We start from the raw sequence: 15,291 nt of genomic DNA on the forward strand, positions 1-15,291 counted from the left end.
GATCCGGCGGCAGGATGGGGATGTGTGGAACCCCGAGACCTATCTCGCCTTCGCTGACCACCGCGGCCGCCCCTTTTACGACCTACTGGCACGCGTCGGTGCCGAGACTCCCCGGCGGGTCGCAGACGTGGGCTGCGGACCGGGGAACCTGACCGCCACGCTGTCGCAGCGCTGGCCGGACGCGGTGATCGAAGCGGTGGACAACTCGCCGGAGATGGTCGAGGCCGCGCGGGCTCGCGGTGTCGACGCCCGGGTGGTCGCCGCCGCGGACTGGTCGCCCGCGCCGGACACCGATGTGGTGGTGAGCAACGCGGTGCTGCAATGGATTCCAGAACATCGGGAGTTGCTGCGGCGGTGGGTGACACAGCTGCCGAAAGGCGCCTGGCTGGCCTTTCAGGTGCCAGGCAATTTCGACTCGCCGTCGCATCAGGCCGTGCGCGAGGTGGCGCGGCGTCCGGAGTTCGCCGAGGCGCTGGCCGATATCCGGTTCCGGGAGACGAATGTGGTCGACGATCCGGCCGGTTACGCGGCGCTGCTCACCGCTGCGGGCTGCACCGTCGACGCTTGGGAGACCACGTATCTGCACCAATTGACCGGTGAAACCCCGGTGCTGGACTGGATCACGGGTACCGCGCTGACCGACGTCCGCTCCCGGCTCAGCGACGACGCCTGGGAGCAGTACCGGCGGGAGATCATTCCATTGCTGGCTCAGGCCTATGCACGCCAGTCCGACGGGACGACGTTCTTCCCGTTCCGCCGGATTTTCGTGGTCGCCCGGACATGATCAGACGTGGGCGGACGTGGCCAGGCCGATGGCGATCAGTCCGGGCGCGACAGTCAGGCCGATGACGATGATGAAGTAGCTGACCCAGCGGGTGACGATGCTCATCTGAATTCTCCTGCTGCTGTGGGCTTTTGCGGTTGACCCAAGCCTTCCTCAGCAGGCGCCGGCGGTCTGTCCACCAGCTGGACCCCGGACCGGATGAATTCGTGGTCCCCCAATCGGGGGACATGGCCTGACGCTCCAGGACCGGTCTCGGTGCCAGCCTGCGGTCCTCGCGCAGCTGGGCCCGGGAGAACAGGATGCCGCCGGCGGCCAGTTGATCCAGCCGGGGGCTGCTGACGTCGGGGTGGCCGACCGCCCCGCGATTTATGCACGAAAAGGGTCGCTCAGCGGACCGAATCGTGCAGAAATCACTGGTGTCACCGCCAGGCGAAGACCGGCTGCTCGAGTTCGTCCACCGGGTCGGGGCGCCCTTCCAGGCCGAGCCAGCGCATCTGCAGCAGCACCGCCCCCGTGGGCGCGTGGATGAGGTCGTTGCCGAGCGGAATCTGGACCACCGGACGGTCGCTCTCGGGAATCGAGATGTACCGCGGCGAGTCCGGCCGCTGCAACTGGTGCAGCCCGACGCGGTACACGGCCAGCACCTCGTCGGGGGAGGGCTGCGGGTCCAGCCGGCCGCCGCCCCACACCACCACCGGTGTGATGACGTAGCCGGAGCGCGTCGCGTAGTCGTCGAGCAGTCCCACCACCGACTCGTCGGACAACTTGATGCCGACCTCTTCATGCAGCTCCCGCAGCGCGGCGTCGACGACGGTTTCGCCGGGGTCGAGGCGTCCGCCGGGCAGCGCCCACTGCGCGGAATGGGAGTTCAGCCGGGAGGTGCGGCGGCACAGCAGAAACGCCGCACCCCCGGCGACGTCGACCATGCGGCCGTCCAGGTTCTGGTCGGGCAACGGCCGTCCGCCGATCCATTCGTCGACCGGTGCCGGGTCGATGCGGTCCTCGCCCGGGTCCGAGTCCACCAGCACGATGGCCACCGCGGCGTGGCGTTTGGTCGGGTCGTCGACCACCCGGCGCCGGTGTCCGGCGAGGTGCGTGCCGATCTGCTCACGCAGCACATCGTCGTACCGGATCGTCATCGGCCCGACGCTACGCCCCGGCCGATTCAGGTGGTGGGCGGCATCCCGCAGGCCAGATACACGTATTTGTTGGCGACGTCGAAGGTGAACGCCCGGGCCGGCAGCGCGGCCAGCAGATCGGTGGGTAGCGGCGCCTTGTAGCGCAGCGACATCGAGCCCTCGAAACTCGGATCGACGGCAGAGAGGTCGGGGGCGTCCAGCAGCAGACCGGACTCGTCCAACTCGGCGCGCACCATGGTGCCGTCGGGCTCGTCCCACAGGTGGTTGACGGTCTTGGCGCCCTTCTTCGGTACCGACGACAGCGTGCCGAGCAGCCGCTTCTCGGTGATCACCACGGCTCCCACCAGGCTGCGGAGAGTGCTCTTGGCGACCTTGCCGGGCACGTGGCCGGAGAACCGGAAGGTCACCGGGACGAACTCGGCCACGTGCAGCAGCCCTTCGGACTGGAGCTGCTCGCGGATGTCATCGGGCAGGTTGCCGATGCCGAGCAGCTTGCGCAGCAGAACAGGCATGCCCCCAGCGTAGGCCCCTGGTCAGTGCTGTGCGGGCAGGACGTGTTCTCCGGTCTTGTCGGTCGCCAGGCACAGCGAGCAGATGTAGCCGCCGGCCGCCGAGGCCAGCATGTCCGGGCGCTCGTACTCGTGGTGGCAGTTCTGGCACAGCAGGTGCTCGTCGGACGGGTTGCCGTACTCGTCGTACATCGGCAGGTCGATGCCGTCATCGGTGCGGCGCAGGTAGTACTTGCCCTTGGTGGCAATGGCGAAGATGGGCGGCAGCACCAGGCCCAGCCCGATCGCCACCAGCGGCGAGTACGGCCGCAGGGCCTCACCCAGCCCGCCGAAGAATGCGATCACCGACAGGCCCGCCGCGATCAGCATGGACCCGAAGCCGACGGGATTGAAGGCGTAGAGCATGCCGCGGCGGAATTCCGGCTTCATCGGCGAGAGCTTCAGCACGAACTTGTTGATCGCGATGTCGCTGGCTACGACCACGATCCAGGCCATGCCGCAGTTGGCGTAGAAGCCGAGGATCGTGTTCAGGAAGTCGAACATGTTGGCTTCCATCAGCACCAGCGCGATCAGCAGGTTGACGCCGAGGAACACGATGCGGCCCGGGTAGTGGTTGGTGATGCGCGTGTAGGAGTTGGTCCAGGCCAGCGAGCCCGAGTAGGCGTTGGTGACGTTGATCTTGATCTGGCTGATCACCACGAGGATGACGGCCAGGGTCAGGGCCAGCCACTTGGGCAGGAAGTTGTCGTAGATCTCCAGGAACTGGTGCACCGGCTGGTTGGCCACGCCGGCGCTGTCGGCGACGTGGCCGATCAGGTAGACCGCGAGGAACAGGCCGATGATCTGCTTGATGGCGCCGAAGAACACCCAGCCCGGGCCGGCCAGGAGCAGCCAGGTCCACCACGACCGCTTGTTCTCCGGGGTCTTCGGCGGCATGAACCGCAGGTAGTCGTTCTGCTCGGCGATCTGGGCGATCAGTGACAGGCAGACGCCCGCGGCCAGCAGCGTCGAACCCATGTCGAAGCCCTTGACGCCATTGGCGCCCTGGTAGGCGAAGAAGTCGTGGATCGATTCCGGGTGCGAGATCAGCAGGTACCCGAACGGCGCGACCATCAGGACCAGCCACAGCGGGGTGGTCCAGACCTGCAGCGTCGAGAGCACCTTCATGCCGTAGATGACCAGCGGGAAGATGATCAGTGTCGACGCCGCGTAACCGAGCCATAGGGGCAGGCCCAGGCCCAGTTTGAGGCCCTGGGCCATGATCGAGCCCTCGAGGGCGAAGAAGATGAAGGTGAACGTCGCGAAGATGACGTTCGTGACCACCGAGCCGTAGTAGCCGAACCCGCTGCCGCGGGTCACCAGATCCAGGTCGATGTTGTACCGGGCCGAGTAGTAGGCCACCGGAAACCCGGTCAGCAGGATGACGACCGCGAAGATCGCGATTCCGGCCAGCGCATTGGTGGTGCCGTACGAGATGCCGATGTTGGCGCCGATCGCGAAGTCGGCCAGGTAGGCGATGCCGCCCAGCGCCGAGATACCCACCACCCGCGTCGACCACTTCCGGTAGCTGCGCGGCGCGAAACGAAGGGTGTAGTCCTCCAGAGTTTCTCGCGTCGCGGTCAACCGGTCCTGATCGACTTCTGGTGCAGCGGCCGGCGGCTGCTGCTCCTGGCTGAGGTCTTGGGTCATGGTTAGCGAAGCTATGGTCAGTTTGTTTCATCGCCGTGACGAATAGGTTCCGGGCCGTAGCGAATTTGTGGTGCTCGAGCGCACCCCGAAAGGAGACCGGTGACGAACCGCAACCGCTGGCTGGTCGCCGCCGCGGCCGCGATCGGCTACGCCCTGCTGTGGGTGGGCTGGGTCGCCCAGTGGTCATGGGTGACGACGCTCGACGAGTCATTGCTCGAACCCGCGCACCGCTACGGCCTGGCGCATCCCGGCTGGGTGCAGGCCTGGAAATCGTTGTCGTTCGTGTTCGGTCCGTGGACCTTCCAGATAACTGCCGCGGTGGTCGCGTTCGTCGCGCTGGCCCGCCGGCAGCGGCGCACCGCGATCTTCCTGCTGTTCGGTGCCGCGCTGTCCGGAATGGTCACCGACGTTGCCAAGGACATCGCGCAACGTGCCCGGCCGTTGACGGCGCTGGCGCACGAAACGTCGTGGTCGTTTCCGTCGGGTCATGCGCTGGGCACCATGGCAGGCGCGCTGGGGCTGTGTGCGGTGTTCCGGATGGCTCAGGTGGCCCACATCCGGCTGATCGAGGTGCTGTGCGCGGTGATCGTGGTGTTCGTCGGGGTCAGCCGCGTCGTGCTCAACGTGCACAACCCGACCGACGTGCTGGCCGGCTGGTTGCTGGGTGGTCTGTGGTTCCTGGTGTGGCTGCCGCTGCTGAGTCCAGGACGCCGCGGCGCTGTCGCTGATTCGCCGGTACCCGGCCGAAGCCCTATCGTGCCCAAACCTTGACCCGCCCTGGCTTGACCTTCCTGAGGGCGGTTCTCGACCATGGACGGGTGCGCCGACTGTTCGCTTTGCTGTGTGCTGCCGCGGTGTCGGTGGCACTGGCTCCTGTCGGCAACGCGGTGGTCACGCCCTGGTTTGCCAACTCGGTGGGTTCGGCCACGCAGGTGATTTCGGTTGTGGGCGTGGGCGGTTCGTCGGCCAAGATGGACGTCTACCAGCGCGGCCCCGCAGGCTGGGACGCCGTTGCTGTCGGGATCCCGGCTCATGTCGGCTCCAGGGGCATGGTGCCGCAGAGCCACGACGGCAACCTTCAGACCCCGATGGGCATCTTCACGTTGCCGTTCGCGTTCGGTACCGCGCCCAACCCGGGGACGGGTCTGCAATACGTCCAGACCACACCGGACCACTGGTGGGACGGCGATACGAAGAGCCCCACCTACAACACCATGCAGGTGTGCAAGAAGGCGCAGTGCCCGTTTGATACCGACCCGGCCAGCGGTACCGAGAACCTGGACATCGCGCCCTACAAGTACGCCGTCGTCATGGGCGTCAACCCGCAACGGGTGCCCGGTAACGGTGGCGCGTTCTTCCTGCACATCGGTGACGGCCCGACCGCCGGGTGCGTGGCGATCGACGACGGCACGCTGGTGAAGGTCATGCGATGGCTGCAACCGGGAGCGCTGATCGCCGTTGCCAAGTGATCAGATATGAAGGGCAGCATCGGGCTTCAGCGTGAAATTCACGTTCTTGAGCGACATCGTCGCGTCGCAGGTGCGGTCGACAGCCGGCCTGCTCTGTCCACAGCCTGGACACAGCGGACGAAAAGCAATCTGGGAGAACGCCGTTCGCACGTGTCCCGAGCCGCGTCAACGCGGCCGCACGTTAGGGTGGTGGGGTTATGAGCCACCAGCTGGGGTTGTCGATCGGGACAACCAACCTGGTCGCAGCGCGCGTCGGTGAACCGCCCATGGTGCGGCGCGCGGTGTTGAGCCTGTTCCGCGACCGCGCGCCCCAGGTCGGGCGGTCCCCGGAAGATCGTGCTGCCGCGGAGAGCGCCGTGACGCTCACCGGTTTCGTCGAACGTGTCGGTGATCCCGTGCCGATGGTGGCGCCCGACGGTACGTCGTATCACGCCGACCAACTGGTGGCCGAGGCGCTCGATGCCATGATCGAGGCGTCCGGCGGCGAACCGCCGACGGGGCAGCTGGCAATTTCCGTTCCGGCACACTGGGATACCGCGACGCTACGCGCGATGCGCGCCGCGATGCGGTCCAACCCCAGTCTGGCGCCCAACGGCGTTCCGGCACGGCTGGTGTCCGACGCCGTGGCATCGCTGACCGCGTTGCACGCCAATCCGGGACTGCCGGCCACCGGTACCGCCGCGCTGCTCGATTTCGGTGGCGGCGGTACCAGTATCACGCTGGCGGCGGCCGACTCGTCGTTCGAGCCCGTCGAGACCGTGCGGCACACCGATTTCTCCGGCGAGGGTGTGGACCAGGCGTTGCTGTCGCATGTGCTCGCCCGGGTCAGCGGCTCCGATGGCGTGGATACCTCAGGCACCGCCGCTGTGAGTTCACTGGAGAAACTCCGTGAATCCTGCTGTGCGGCAAAAGAACATCTGTCGGAGGCCGAGGCGGCCAGTGTGCCGGTGGACATTCCGGGCTACCAGGGCGACGTCGAGGTCACCGGCGCCGAGTTGTCCGGGCTGTTGGCCGAACCGTTGGCCGGGGTGCTGGCGGAGCTCGACGACATGTTGCAGCGCAACAAGATTCCGTGGCAGGCCGTCAGCTCGGTGGTCGCGGTCGGCGGGGGCGCCCGGATACCGATGATCAGCGCCCGGCTGGCCGAACACCTTGAGGCGCGTGGTGCCGCGGCCACTCTGGTCACCAGCCCGCAGCCCGCGTTGGATGCCGCGGTGGGTGCCGCCCTGTTCGCGGTGTACGGCGCCGACGCCGACGCCCAGACTGGGATGGCGCCCGCCGCACTGTCCAGCGGGACCGCGCCGACCGCCGCTGTCGACGGCGGCTTGGCCACCGCGCCCGCGGCCATCCCCGAACTCGACCTGCTTACCGACACCGCAGCCGCCCGGGTGGTCAAGGCCTCCGGCCCGTCTCTGGCCTGGTCCGAGGACTCCGACGGCGGCGGCGACCTGCTGCCCTACACCGGCGACGACGCCTTCGGCGAGACCACGACCACTCGGGCCATCGCGCAGTATGTGGCGCCGGCCGGGCCGGTGGTCGCCGAGCCGTCCAAGGCCTGGCAGCGGCTTCCGCTCATCGTGTTCGGTGTCGCGACACTGGCCGCGATCGCCGCGGTGGGTGGTGTGACCGTCGCGCTCACCGGTGACCGCAAGCCCGTCGCGCCGCCGACAACTCCGCCGCCGTCGGTCAGCGCATCGCCGACGCCACCGCCGCCGGTCGAGCCGCCGCCGCCCAGCACGGTCACCGTGACCAACGAGGTCCCCGCGCCGCCACCGCCGCAGCCCAGCCCGACGTACCAACCACCGGTCACGCACGCGCCGGCGCCGACGCACACCACCGCGACGCACGCCCCGACGACGACTCCGCCGCCGGCGACGACCGCCACCACACCCACCACGACCGAGGCTCCGCCACCGCCACCACCGTCGACGACGGAGACGACGACCTCGACCACGCCGACCATGACGACGAGCTACATCCGGCTGCCGTTCGTCCCCGTGCCGATCCCGATCCAGGTGCCCAAGGGGCCCGACCAGCCGGCGGAATCCCAGCCGCCGGCCAACCCGTACTACCCGGGACAGCCGCAATATCCGCAGCAATATCCCTATGGGCAGTACCCGCAGCAATATCCGCAGCAGTACCCATATTGACCAGTTGAACTGCGGCAATGGTTATTGACGTCGGCGTTGGAGTATTGCAGTTAACGTCAAATTGACTTGCCCTGTTATCACACTTAAGCGACAGTTGTCCTATGAATTCGACAAGAACTCGCGTGGGGTTGGCGGGTGCCGCGGCGATGGTCGCCCTGGGAGCGCTTGGCGCAATCAGCGGCGGAGTGACTGATGACGGGGTGGTCGCCGGCTCGGACCACGCCCCGACCAACACCGTTTTCAATAGCCCTCAGGTGCCCGATTTCAACAACGGCGCGACGGAGACGTGGGCTCCGCCGGCGACAACCGCGTCGACGATGAGCGCTGCGCCGCCAGTTAAGGCAGGATAGGCGGCTATGAAAATCGCATGGAGTGTTGCCGCGGCGACGTCACTTGGTGCTGTGGCTCTGATGTGCAGCGGCGTGGCTGCTGCCGGCTCCCCGCCGAACGTGGTCGGTCAGAAGTTCGGTGACGCGCGGTCGGCGTCGTCGAGCGCGGGATTCAAGCCGCTGGTGTCGACGACGGTTGGCGATCAGCTCCAGTGGCCGAACTGTGTGGTGACCAATCAGGTGGCCCGCACGGTGGCGGCGCCGGCCAACAGTGGTGGTTCGAGCAGCAGCCAGGTTTTGCTGTCGCTGAACTGTGAGGCGGCATTCGCGACCCCGGGCAGCCCCGGCAACTCGCTGGGTAGCCCGCAGGGCTCGGCGGCGTACGCCTCCGCGTCCGCATCGGCGGCCGCGGCTGCTGCGTCGGCTTCGGCGGCATCGGCAGCCGCCGCTGCCGGTCAGGAAGGCCAGGTCTGGGAAGGTCAGCAGTCCGGACGCTGAACCCGACCGGGGCGTTACCGGTCGGTTTCAGTTTTTTCTGCGATGCCGAATACCCGCTTTGCTGCAGCCGTCGGGTGTTCGGTATTGCTGATTCAGGCATTGTCGAGTGGATGCGCTGGTAGCCGCGGCGACCCCATCCTGGGAATATTTTGCTGTCGGCGTGACCAGGGCTGCATGAAGGTGATGAGAACGTAGCTCTGACAGGTGATTTCAAGCGTGTCGCAAGTTGCGTCAAGTCTGTCCGAACGGCTTGTATATTGCACTGTGCCGGAAATGGATCGTCGAAACATGATGCGCGCGTCGGGGCTCGGCCTGCTGGCCGCCGCCGCGATGCCGACCCCCACCGCCCTCGCGGATTCCCAACCGGGCAGCTCGCCCACTGCGCCGCTGGCCCCGCCGCCAGCCGCGCAAACGCCCAGCTACATCTTCCACGACGAGTTTGACGGCCCCGCCGGCTCGCGGCCAGACCCGGCCAAGTGGAACATCTCCCCGGCGCGTGAGCTCATCAAGAACCCGGTGTTCTGGGACCGCCCGGAGAACATGGGGCAGTACCGCGACGACCGTGAGCACGTCTTCCTGGACGGCAACGGCAACCTCGTCATCCGTGCGACGCGCGATGGCAACGGGAGATACACCAGTGGCAAGGTCTTCGGCACCTTCTGGGGCGGTATCAACACCACCTGGGAAGCCCGGATCAAGTTCAATTGCCTGACCGACGGTTGCTGGCCGGCCTGGTGGCTGTCCAACGACCACCCGGTCGTCGGCGGCGAGATCGACCTGGCCGAGTGGTACGGCAACCGCGACTGGCCGTCGGGCACCACCGTGCACGCCCGGTCGGATGGCACGTCGTTCGACACCCACCCGCACCCGATCGACGGTGCCTGGCACCGCTGGCGCGTCACGTGGAATGACCAGGGCATGTCCTTCTGGCAGGACTACGTCGACGGCATGCAGCCGTACTTCACCGTGGCGGCCAACTCGCTGGACGACTGGCCGTTCAACCTGCCCGACTACCGGGTGTTCCCGGTGCTGAACCTGGCCGTGGCCGGTTCCGGTGGTGGCGACCCCAAGGGTGGCAGCTACCCGGCCGAGATGCTCGTCGACTACGTGCGGGTCTGGTAGACCGCAAACAGCTGACAATGGGCCCCGCTTCGGCGGGGCCCATTGTGTTGGGGCCGGCGATCGGGGGTCGGCTATTGGGGCCCGCGGCCGCGGAACGTGGTGCCGGCCCGCTCCAGCAGTCCGCGCACCCGGGTGATGCCGTAGCCGGTCTCCTCGGCGAGCTGGCGGATGCTCTCGCCGTTCTCGTAGCGGATGCGCAGTTCCTTGCCGATGCGTTCGGCCGTCGTCGGGTCCAGCCGGACGTGCTTGGTCACAGGCGGGACTCGGCGGCCGGGGCCGCCAATTGAGCCTGAGATGGCGCCACCTTCGTATCCTCTGTGCACCTGTCCGCGCGGCGTCACCTCGTCGGCGGACTCGTCGCCCCACGCCGTCCAGCCCGGCTGCGGGTGCCGGGCGAACAACTCCAGGTACGGGCCGGGGGAGCAGGCCTCGATGAAGCCGTACTGCTCGTCGGGCTTGCGGGAGTGCTCGCGCTTGCGCGTCTCGATCATGTTGACCTGACTGCGGGCGTGCGGCAGCGTGCGCATGCTGCCGCGCACGCCGAACAGGATGATCTCGGTGACGTTGCGGAAGTAGAAGCCGACGCCGCGGCCGTCGGGCCCGCCGTCTTTGCGCCGCTTGGCCCAGATGACGTTGGAGACGTAGCGGTAGCCCCAGGCTTCCATGACTTTGAGTCCCTCGGGCAACAGCGCATTGGGCACCCACAGGTACAGGTGCGAGTCACGCGCCGCGACGGTGGACACCGGGATGTCGCAGATGGCCTCGAGGTCGAGCGTGGAGTAGCGGTCCAGGCGCCGGTGCTCCGGCGCGACCTTGCCGGTGCGGTTGGTGAAACGCCAAGGGGGATCGGCCAATACGGTTTTCCAGCCGCCGTCTACGGTGGGCAGCGGCGGCGGCGCGGCGATATCGCGCAGGGGGACGGCCTTTGTCTGGGCGCCGGCCTGGTCGCTGCGTTTCGCCACGTTGTCACTCCTACCTTCGAATTAGATCTTTTCGAACGGAGAAGATCTTCACGAAATCGTAGGCGATGGCACCGACAGGTCAGGTCTCCCAGAGGCCGATGTCGGGTGTTGTTTCCGGAGATTCCTGGTCCTGCGCGTGGTCAGCCCAGGTGCGGGCGCAGATGGCGACGGCCAGCAGCGGGCAGCCGCCGCTGTCGCCGCGCTGCATCCGGGGCCGCAGCTTCTCGGTGTTGGTGGTGGTCGTGGTGGCCAGGATGCGGCGGGCGCGCTCGTCGTCCATGCCGGCCTCGATGCCCAGCCGGTGACCCAACGTCCGCAGGTCGGTCTGCGTGCGGGTGATGATGACGGCGACGTCGATCAGCGCCGCGTCGTACAGCGCGCGGTAGGCGCTGAGGTCCCGATCGAGGTTGCCGTCCTTGGCATTCCACTCCACGTCCAGGGCCAGCCGGTCGACGAAGTTGTCCACCTTGTAGCCCTCGTTGAACACCTCGGTGTCCTCCAGGGTGGGGTGCGCCTCGCCGGCCGGCTTGTGCGGCATCTTGCGCAGCTCCAGACGGATTCGGGTATCGACGCGCGCTTCGCGCCAGCCCTTGGTGCGGAACGCGGTGTTGAGCCGCGCCGCGAGTTCGGTCTCCTGGCCACCAGGCTGGACGAGATCGTCGGTGCGGAGCTGAAATTCGTGCAGGGCGGTGAGGAGTTCATCGAACCGCTGCGGGTTGGTGGCGGCCAGGATCGCGGCGGCGTTGCGGGTCTCGATGAACTCGTACCGGTCGCGGATGTGCTGCGGCAGCGCGCGGGTGTACGAGTCGGTCAGATCCACGGGGCGACGGTAGCAGTGGACACCGGGCTTGCGCGACGACGTGTCGCGGGGTGCGGGCAACGTCCTGAGCGGACTCCTATGCCGATTCCTACACGCTCGGCGTACGACCGCGCAGTACCGCCTCCAACTGTTCCGCCGTCAGCGCCCAGCCGTTGTGGAAGTTCTCCTGCTCGTACGCCGGCAGCAGCGAGTGCTCGATCTCCATCAGCGTCTCGCCCTCGCCGTGGGGTTCGAAGGTCACGTTGACGACGCTCGCCATGGTTGGGTCCGGCCAGTTCGAATTGCTCCACGTGAAACGCAGCAGGCGGGGGCGGTCGATCTCCAGGAAGTGCCCGATGACCAGGACGATGGTGCCGGTGCCGTCGTGGTCGACGTCGAACCGCAGCTTGCCGCCGACATGGGGTTCGACGGTGATGGCGACGCACCGAGACGGGCGTGGACACATCCAGTCCGCCAGTGACTCGACGTCCAGCCATTCTCCGAACACCACGTCCGGGACTGCCGGCATGATGCGCTGCACGCGCACGGTAACGGGTTCTGTCATTGTCCAGTTCCTTTGCGGCGCAAACGATCTGCGAGGGCATCCGCCCGCACCGACCAGAAGTTTGATTGTTCGTTGATCCACTGCTGAGCCGTGGTCAGCCCGTCAGGGCGCAGGGATACCCAGCGTTCGCGGCCGCGGACATCGCGTTGCACCAGGCCTGCCGACTCCAGCACGCCGATATGCCGGGAGACGCCGGCGAAGGTCATCGGCAGTGGCGCAGCCAGGTCGGTGATGCGCGCGTCGCCTTGCCGCAGCGTCTCCAGTAGCCGGCGGCGCGTCGGATCGGCCAAGGCGGCGTAGGCCCGGTCCAGCACCTCATCTTCAACCATCTTGTTGACTATAGCGCTGGATCATGCTCTGCTGGAACGCAGACATTCAACAAAATTGTTTAATGATTCCGTCGAGGAGGAACACCATGCAGAAACCAGAAATCGTGTCAGCGGCGGAATGGGATGCCGCCTGGCAGAAGATGCTCCTCGCGGAGAAGGAGTTGACGCGGCAGCGGGACCAGCTGGCGGCGATGCGCCGCCGCATGCCGTGGACGCCGGTCGCCAAGGAGTACACGTTCGTCGGCCCCGACGGAGAGCTGAGCCTGACCGAATTGTTCGACGGGCGTAGACAACTCGTCATCTATCGGGCATTTTTCGAGGAGGGCGTCAAGGGCTGGCCGGACCACGCCTGCCGTGGCTGCTCGATGATCGCCGACAACGTCGGGCACGTCGCGCACCTGAACGCCCGCGACACCACCCTGACGTTCGCGTCGCGTGCCCCGCAGCCCCACATTGCGCGGATGACAGCTCGGATGGGTTGGGAGATGCCCTGGTACACCATCACTGACGACTTCGACGTCGACTTCGGCGTGCACGAATGGCACGGCACCAACGCGTTCATCCGCGACGGTGACGCGGTCTTCCGCACCTACTTCATCAACAGCCGCGGCGATGAGGCGCTCGGCACCTCGTGGAGCTACCTCGACATGACGGCACTTGGGCGGCAGGAGACCTGGGAGGACTCGCCACCGGGATATCCGCAGGACGCGGCCTACGAATGGTGGGACTGGCACGACACCTACGGCGAGCACCGCCCCTCCCGCTGGTTCGGCGACCCCGATCCCACCAAGCCCGACGACCCCCGGCCGCCGCGTGTAGAAGGGTGCGCCAACTGCACTGCGAAATAGGCTCGGCGCGGACCTCAGGTCCAGTCGACCAGACCCAGCTCGATCAGTCGCGTTGCTGCCGCGAGGGCGTCGGCCCGGACCTGGTCGGGGTCGAAGCCGGTGGCATCGGCTGCCGCGGCGATGAGGTCGCGCAGCGGGCGCTGCCCGTCGAGTTCGAGCAGCGCAGGGAGCGCCAGTGGCGACACCGTGGCACACACGCTGAGCCCTGGCAGCACCCAGAGCTGGGTCGGCGCGGGTTCGTAGCCGCCGTCGCCGCGGGACAACGCCTGATCCAGCCGCGTGCCCGGCAGCGGGGCCAGCACAGCGTCGAGTAGGTCGCCGTCGGACAGCCGGGCGAGGCGTCGTCGGTGCGTGAACACCCGCTGAATCTGGTCGCCGGCCGAGCCGGTGGGAGAGCCCGGCATGTCGTCGGTCCACAGATGTTCGTCGCCAGTGTCATTGCGCTGCATGATGATTGCGCCGGTGGTCAGCGCCTCGATGTCCTGGTCTCGGTAGAACGTCAGCCAGCGATCAAGGGCGGCGGCGAACTCGGCGGTTGCGTGCACACTCTGCATCAGCCAGGTCTCGGCATGCTCGACGGGATCGTGTGTGGCAAAGCGGAGAACCCAAGCGTCACAACCTGATCCTGCGAACCACGACCGGACCGGCGCCACCCAGTCGCCGTCTGCCGGGTGCGGCCAACTGGCCAGCATCGTGGCCCAACCGCCGGGGCGCAGCCTGGGCACGATGTCGTGCACCAGCTGTTGGCCGAGGCTGCCTGGTCGGCGCGCGGCCTGCCCGGCGTCGCGCCAGAGGTAGGTGTTGTCGGGCGAGATGATGAAGGGCGGGTTGACCGTGATCAGGTCAAAGGTCTGTTCGCCCGCGGGTTCCAGCAGGCTGCCTTCGCGCCAGCCGACGTTGGACAGTTCGTTGAGTGCGGCGCCGAACTCGGCCAGCCGAAGGGCACGGGTGTTGACGTCCGTGCCCAGCACGGCCGCAGCATGAGCGGCGGCCTGGAACGCCTGCACGCCGCCGCCGGTGCCGACGTCGAGCACGTCGACGTCCGGCAGCCGCACCGTGAGGTCGGCGAGCGTCATGGATGCCTGCGCGACGGCGACGACGTGGTCCCGCCCAGTCGGGCGGCCATCCTGCCAGTCGTGGGCGACGAGCATGTTGTCGGCCCATCCGATGCAGACGCTTGCCCGCACCGTGCCGTCGCTCGGCGTGAGCAGACCCGTCTCGACAAGGTCATCGAGGCTCAACGGACGCAGCGCTTCCGCGGCCACGGTAGTGGACACCGGTAACCCGGCCAGAAACAATTCCACCAGCGTGGCCAGCGGACCACCGCCGCGACGGGCCAGCACCACGGCGTCAAGGGAATTGGGCGCGATGCGCCCGCCACCCAGCCCGCTGGGTGAGTAGCCCGCGGCAGCCAGCACCTTGCCGAGGTCCGCGGCGCACTCGACCAGCCGTGCGCCGGCCGCGGTCACTTGTTCTGGAGGGCGTTGAACTTCTGGAAGACGTTGACCTTCAGCAAGTTATCGAACTTCTGCAGGTTGTCGAACTTCATGAAGGGGAAGTTCACCTTCTGCATGTTCCAGAACTTGAGGAACGGTGCGTTCAGCTTCAAGAACGGCGGCGGGGCGGTATCGACGCCGCCGACGTCGCAACCGGTCGTGCAATCGGTTGCCGGGGCGGCCGATGCCGAGGCCGCGGTGGCCAACGTGACGCCCGTGGTCGCGGCCAGTGCCACCAACGACAACGTGATGGTCCGGTTCAACTTTTCGCTATCCATCGTAGCCTCCCGATGAGCCACTTTCGGTGCAAAAACCTGCAGGTCAGATGCTATCAGTGCAAGGTCCGCCGAACCTAGGAAAATATCACCGTATGGCTTTGCCGCTACGGCCGCGGCTGGGTCAGCAATGCCGCCACAGCGTCGGTCAACGCCGCGCGGGCGACGTCGAGATTCGACGTGAAGCCGATCTGACGTTCGTTGCTGAGATCGCGGATCGCGGCAGAAAACAGGCACCGCACACGGTGCAACTGCTCCGGGTTGACGTCGAGCAGGCGTGGTACCGGCGCCCGCCTTTCATCGGAGACGCTTAGCACCGTTAACCAAA

18 protein-coding genes are annotated in these 15,291 nt (G+C 67.2%); 8 read left to right on the forward strand and 10 right to left on the reverse strand.

Going from position 1 to position 15,291, the window contains the following annotated elements; all coding sequences use genetic code 11:
* The first annotated feature begins 22 nt into the window (after positions 1 to 22).
* The gene (locus AC3WTE_RS09820; protein WP_492437244.1) at positions 23 to 784 is read left to right on the forward strand and encodes a trans-aconitate 2-methyltransferase; all 762 of its coding nucleotides are present in this window, start codon (positions 23 to 25) and stop codon (positions 782 to 784) included.
* A gap of 419 nt (positions 785 to 1,203) precedes the next feature.
* Here AC3WTE_RS09820 and AC3WTE_RS09825 read toward each other — a convergent pair whose 3' ends face one another.
* Genes AC3WTE_RS09825 through AC3WTE_RS09835 form a run of 3 tightly spaced genes read right to left on the reverse strand, consistent with a single transcriptional unit; the run spans position 1,204 to position 4,121 of the window.
* Positions 1,204 to 1,923 (reverse strand): NUDIX hydrolase, encoded by a 720-nt coding sequence (locus AC3WTE_RS09825; protein ID WP_492437246.1) that lies wholly within the window; start codon positions 1,921 to 1,923, stop codon positions 1,204 to 1,206.
* A gap of 26 nt (positions 1,924 to 1,949) precedes the next feature.
* Positions 1,950 to 2,435, reverse strand: coding sequence for a hypothetical protein (locus AC3WTE_RS09830; protein WP_492437248.1), 486 nt, complete (start codon positions 2,433 to 2,435; stop codon positions 1,950 to 1,952).
* Between the two features lie 21 nt (positions 2,436 to 2,456).
* A complete protein-coding gene (locus tag AC3WTE_RS09835) occupies positions 2,457 to 4,121 on the reverse strand; it encodes a purine-cytosine permease family protein (RefSeq protein WP_492437250.1) in 1,665 nt (554 codons plus the stop codon).
* Between the two features lie 99 nt (positions 4,122 to 4,220).
* Between AC3WTE_RS09835 and AC3WTE_RS09840 the strand changes: the two genes are divergently transcribed.
* The 5 genes from AC3WTE_RS09840 (at position 4,221) to AC3WTE_RS09860 (ending at position 9,689) form a co-directional block, all read left to right on the forward strand.
* Positions 4,221 to 4,892 (forward strand): phosphatase PAP2 family protein, encoded by a 672-nt coding sequence (locus AC3WTE_RS09840; RefSeq protein WP_492437251.1) that lies wholly within the window; start codon positions 4,221 to 4,223, stop codon positions 4,890 to 4,892.
* Between the two features lie 47 nt (positions 4,893 to 4,939).
* Positions 4,940 to 5,590, forward strand: coding sequence for a L,D-transpeptidase family protein (locus tag AC3WTE_RS09845; protein ID WP_459368005.1), 651 nt, complete (start codon positions 4,940 to 4,942; stop codon positions 5,588 to 5,590).
* 197 nt (positions 5,591 to 5,787) lie between these two features.
* Positions 5,788 to 7,740: an Hsp70 family protein gene (locus AC3WTE_RS09850; RefSeq protein ID WP_492437254.1), complete on the forward strand. Its 1,953-nt coding sequence runs from the start codon at positions 5,788 to 5,790 to the stop codon at positions 7,738 to 7,740.
* 356 nt (positions 7,741 to 8,096) lie between these two features.
* On the forward strand, positions 8,097 to 8,567 hold the full coding sequence (locus AC3WTE_RS09855) for a hypothetical protein (RefSeq protein WP_492437256.1): 471 nt from the start codon (positions 8,097 to 8,099) through the stop codon (positions 8,565 to 8,567).
* Between the two features lie 273 nt (positions 8,568 to 8,840).
* Complete coding sequence (locus AC3WTE_RS09860; protein WP_492437257.1) at positions 8,841 to 9,689, forward strand: glycoside hydrolase family 16 protein; 849 nt, start codon at positions 8,841 to 8,843, stop codon at positions 9,687 to 9,689.
* A gap of 71 nt (positions 9,690 to 9,760) precedes the next feature.
* Here the strand turns inward: AC3WTE_RS09860 and AC3WTE_RS09865 are convergent, their stop codons facing one another.
* Together AC3WTE_RS09865 and AC3WTE_RS09870 are read right to left on the reverse strand one after the other, a co-directional pair.
* Positions 9,761 to 10,651, reverse strand: a complete 891-nt coding sequence (locus tag AC3WTE_RS09865; protein WP_492437259.1) for an MT-A70 family methyltransferase — start codon at positions 10,649 to 10,651, stop codon at positions 9,761 to 9,763.
* A 79-nt stretch (positions 10,652 to 10,730) separates the two neighbouring features.
* Positions 10,731 to 11,429: a BglII/BstYI family type II restriction endonuclease gene (locus tag AC3WTE_RS09870; protein WP_492437362.1), complete on the reverse strand. Its 699-nt coding sequence runs from the start codon at positions 11,427 to 11,429 to the stop codon at positions 10,731 to 10,733.
* On the opposite strand from AC3WTE_RS09870, the gene AC3WTE_RS09875 reads away from it, so the two are divergent.
* The gene (locus tag AC3WTE_RS09875; RefSeq protein WP_459370214.1) at positions 11,383 to 11,484 is read left to right on the forward strand and encodes a hypothetical protein; all 102 of its coding nucleotides are present in this window, start codon (positions 11,383 to 11,385) and stop codon (positions 11,482 to 11,484) included. The genes AC3WTE_RS09870 and AC3WTE_RS09875 overlap by 47 nt on opposite strands.
* Positions 11,485 to 11,559: 75 nt before the next feature.
* Here AC3WTE_RS09875 and AC3WTE_RS09880 read toward each other — a convergent pair whose 3' ends face one another.
* Positions 11,560 to 12,015: an SRPBCC family protein gene (locus AC3WTE_RS09880; protein ID WP_459368010.1), complete on the reverse strand. Its 456-nt coding sequence runs from the start codon at positions 12,013 to 12,015 to the stop codon at positions 11,560 to 11,562.
* The gene (locus tag AC3WTE_RS09885; protein WP_492437262.1) at positions 12,012 to 12,344 is read right to left on the reverse strand and encodes an ArsR/SmtB family transcription factor; all 333 of its coding nucleotides are present in this window, start codon (positions 12,342 to 12,344) and stop codon (positions 12,012 to 12,014) included. The genes AC3WTE_RS09880 and AC3WTE_RS09885 overlap by 4 nt, the downstream gene beginning before the upstream one ends.
* A gap of 86 nt (positions 12,345 to 12,430) precedes the next feature.
* Here AC3WTE_RS09885 and AC3WTE_RS09890 point away from each other — a divergent pair, with 86 nt between their 5' ends.
* Complete coding sequence (locus tag AC3WTE_RS09890; protein ID WP_492437264.1) at positions 12,431 to 13,192, forward strand: DUF899 domain-containing protein; 762 nt, start codon at positions 12,431 to 12,433, stop codon at positions 13,190 to 13,192.
* Between the two features lie 14 nt (positions 13,193 to 13,206).
* Here the strand turns inward: AC3WTE_RS09890 and AC3WTE_RS09895 are convergent, their stop codons facing one another.
* The 3 genes from AC3WTE_RS09895 to AC3WTE_RS09905 form a co-directional block, all read right to left on the reverse strand.
* A complete protein-coding gene (locus AC3WTE_RS09895) occupies positions 13,207 to 14,661 on the reverse strand; it encodes a DUF7059 domain-containing protein (RefSeq protein WP_492437266.1) in 1,455 nt (484 codons plus the stop codon).
* Positions 14,658 to 14,966, reverse strand: coding sequence for a hypothetical protein (locus tag AC3WTE_RS09900; RefSeq protein WP_492437268.1), 309 nt, complete (start codon positions 14,964 to 14,966; stop codon positions 14,658 to 14,660). The genes AC3WTE_RS09895 and AC3WTE_RS09900 overlap by 4 nt, the downstream gene beginning before the upstream one ends.
* Before the next feature lie 104 nt (positions 14,967 to 15,070).
* Positions 15,071 to 15,280 carry a hypothetical protein gene (locus AC3WTE_RS09905; protein WP_492437270.1) on the reverse strand — a complete coding sequence of 70 codons (210 nt, stop codon included), beginning with the start codon at positions 15,278 to 15,280 and terminating at the stop codon, positions 15,071 to 15,073.
* Between the last annotated feature and the right edge of the window lie 11 nt (positions 15,281 to 15,291).

The organism is Mycobacterium sp. FW102-FHT13B02 (assembly GCF_058790275.1).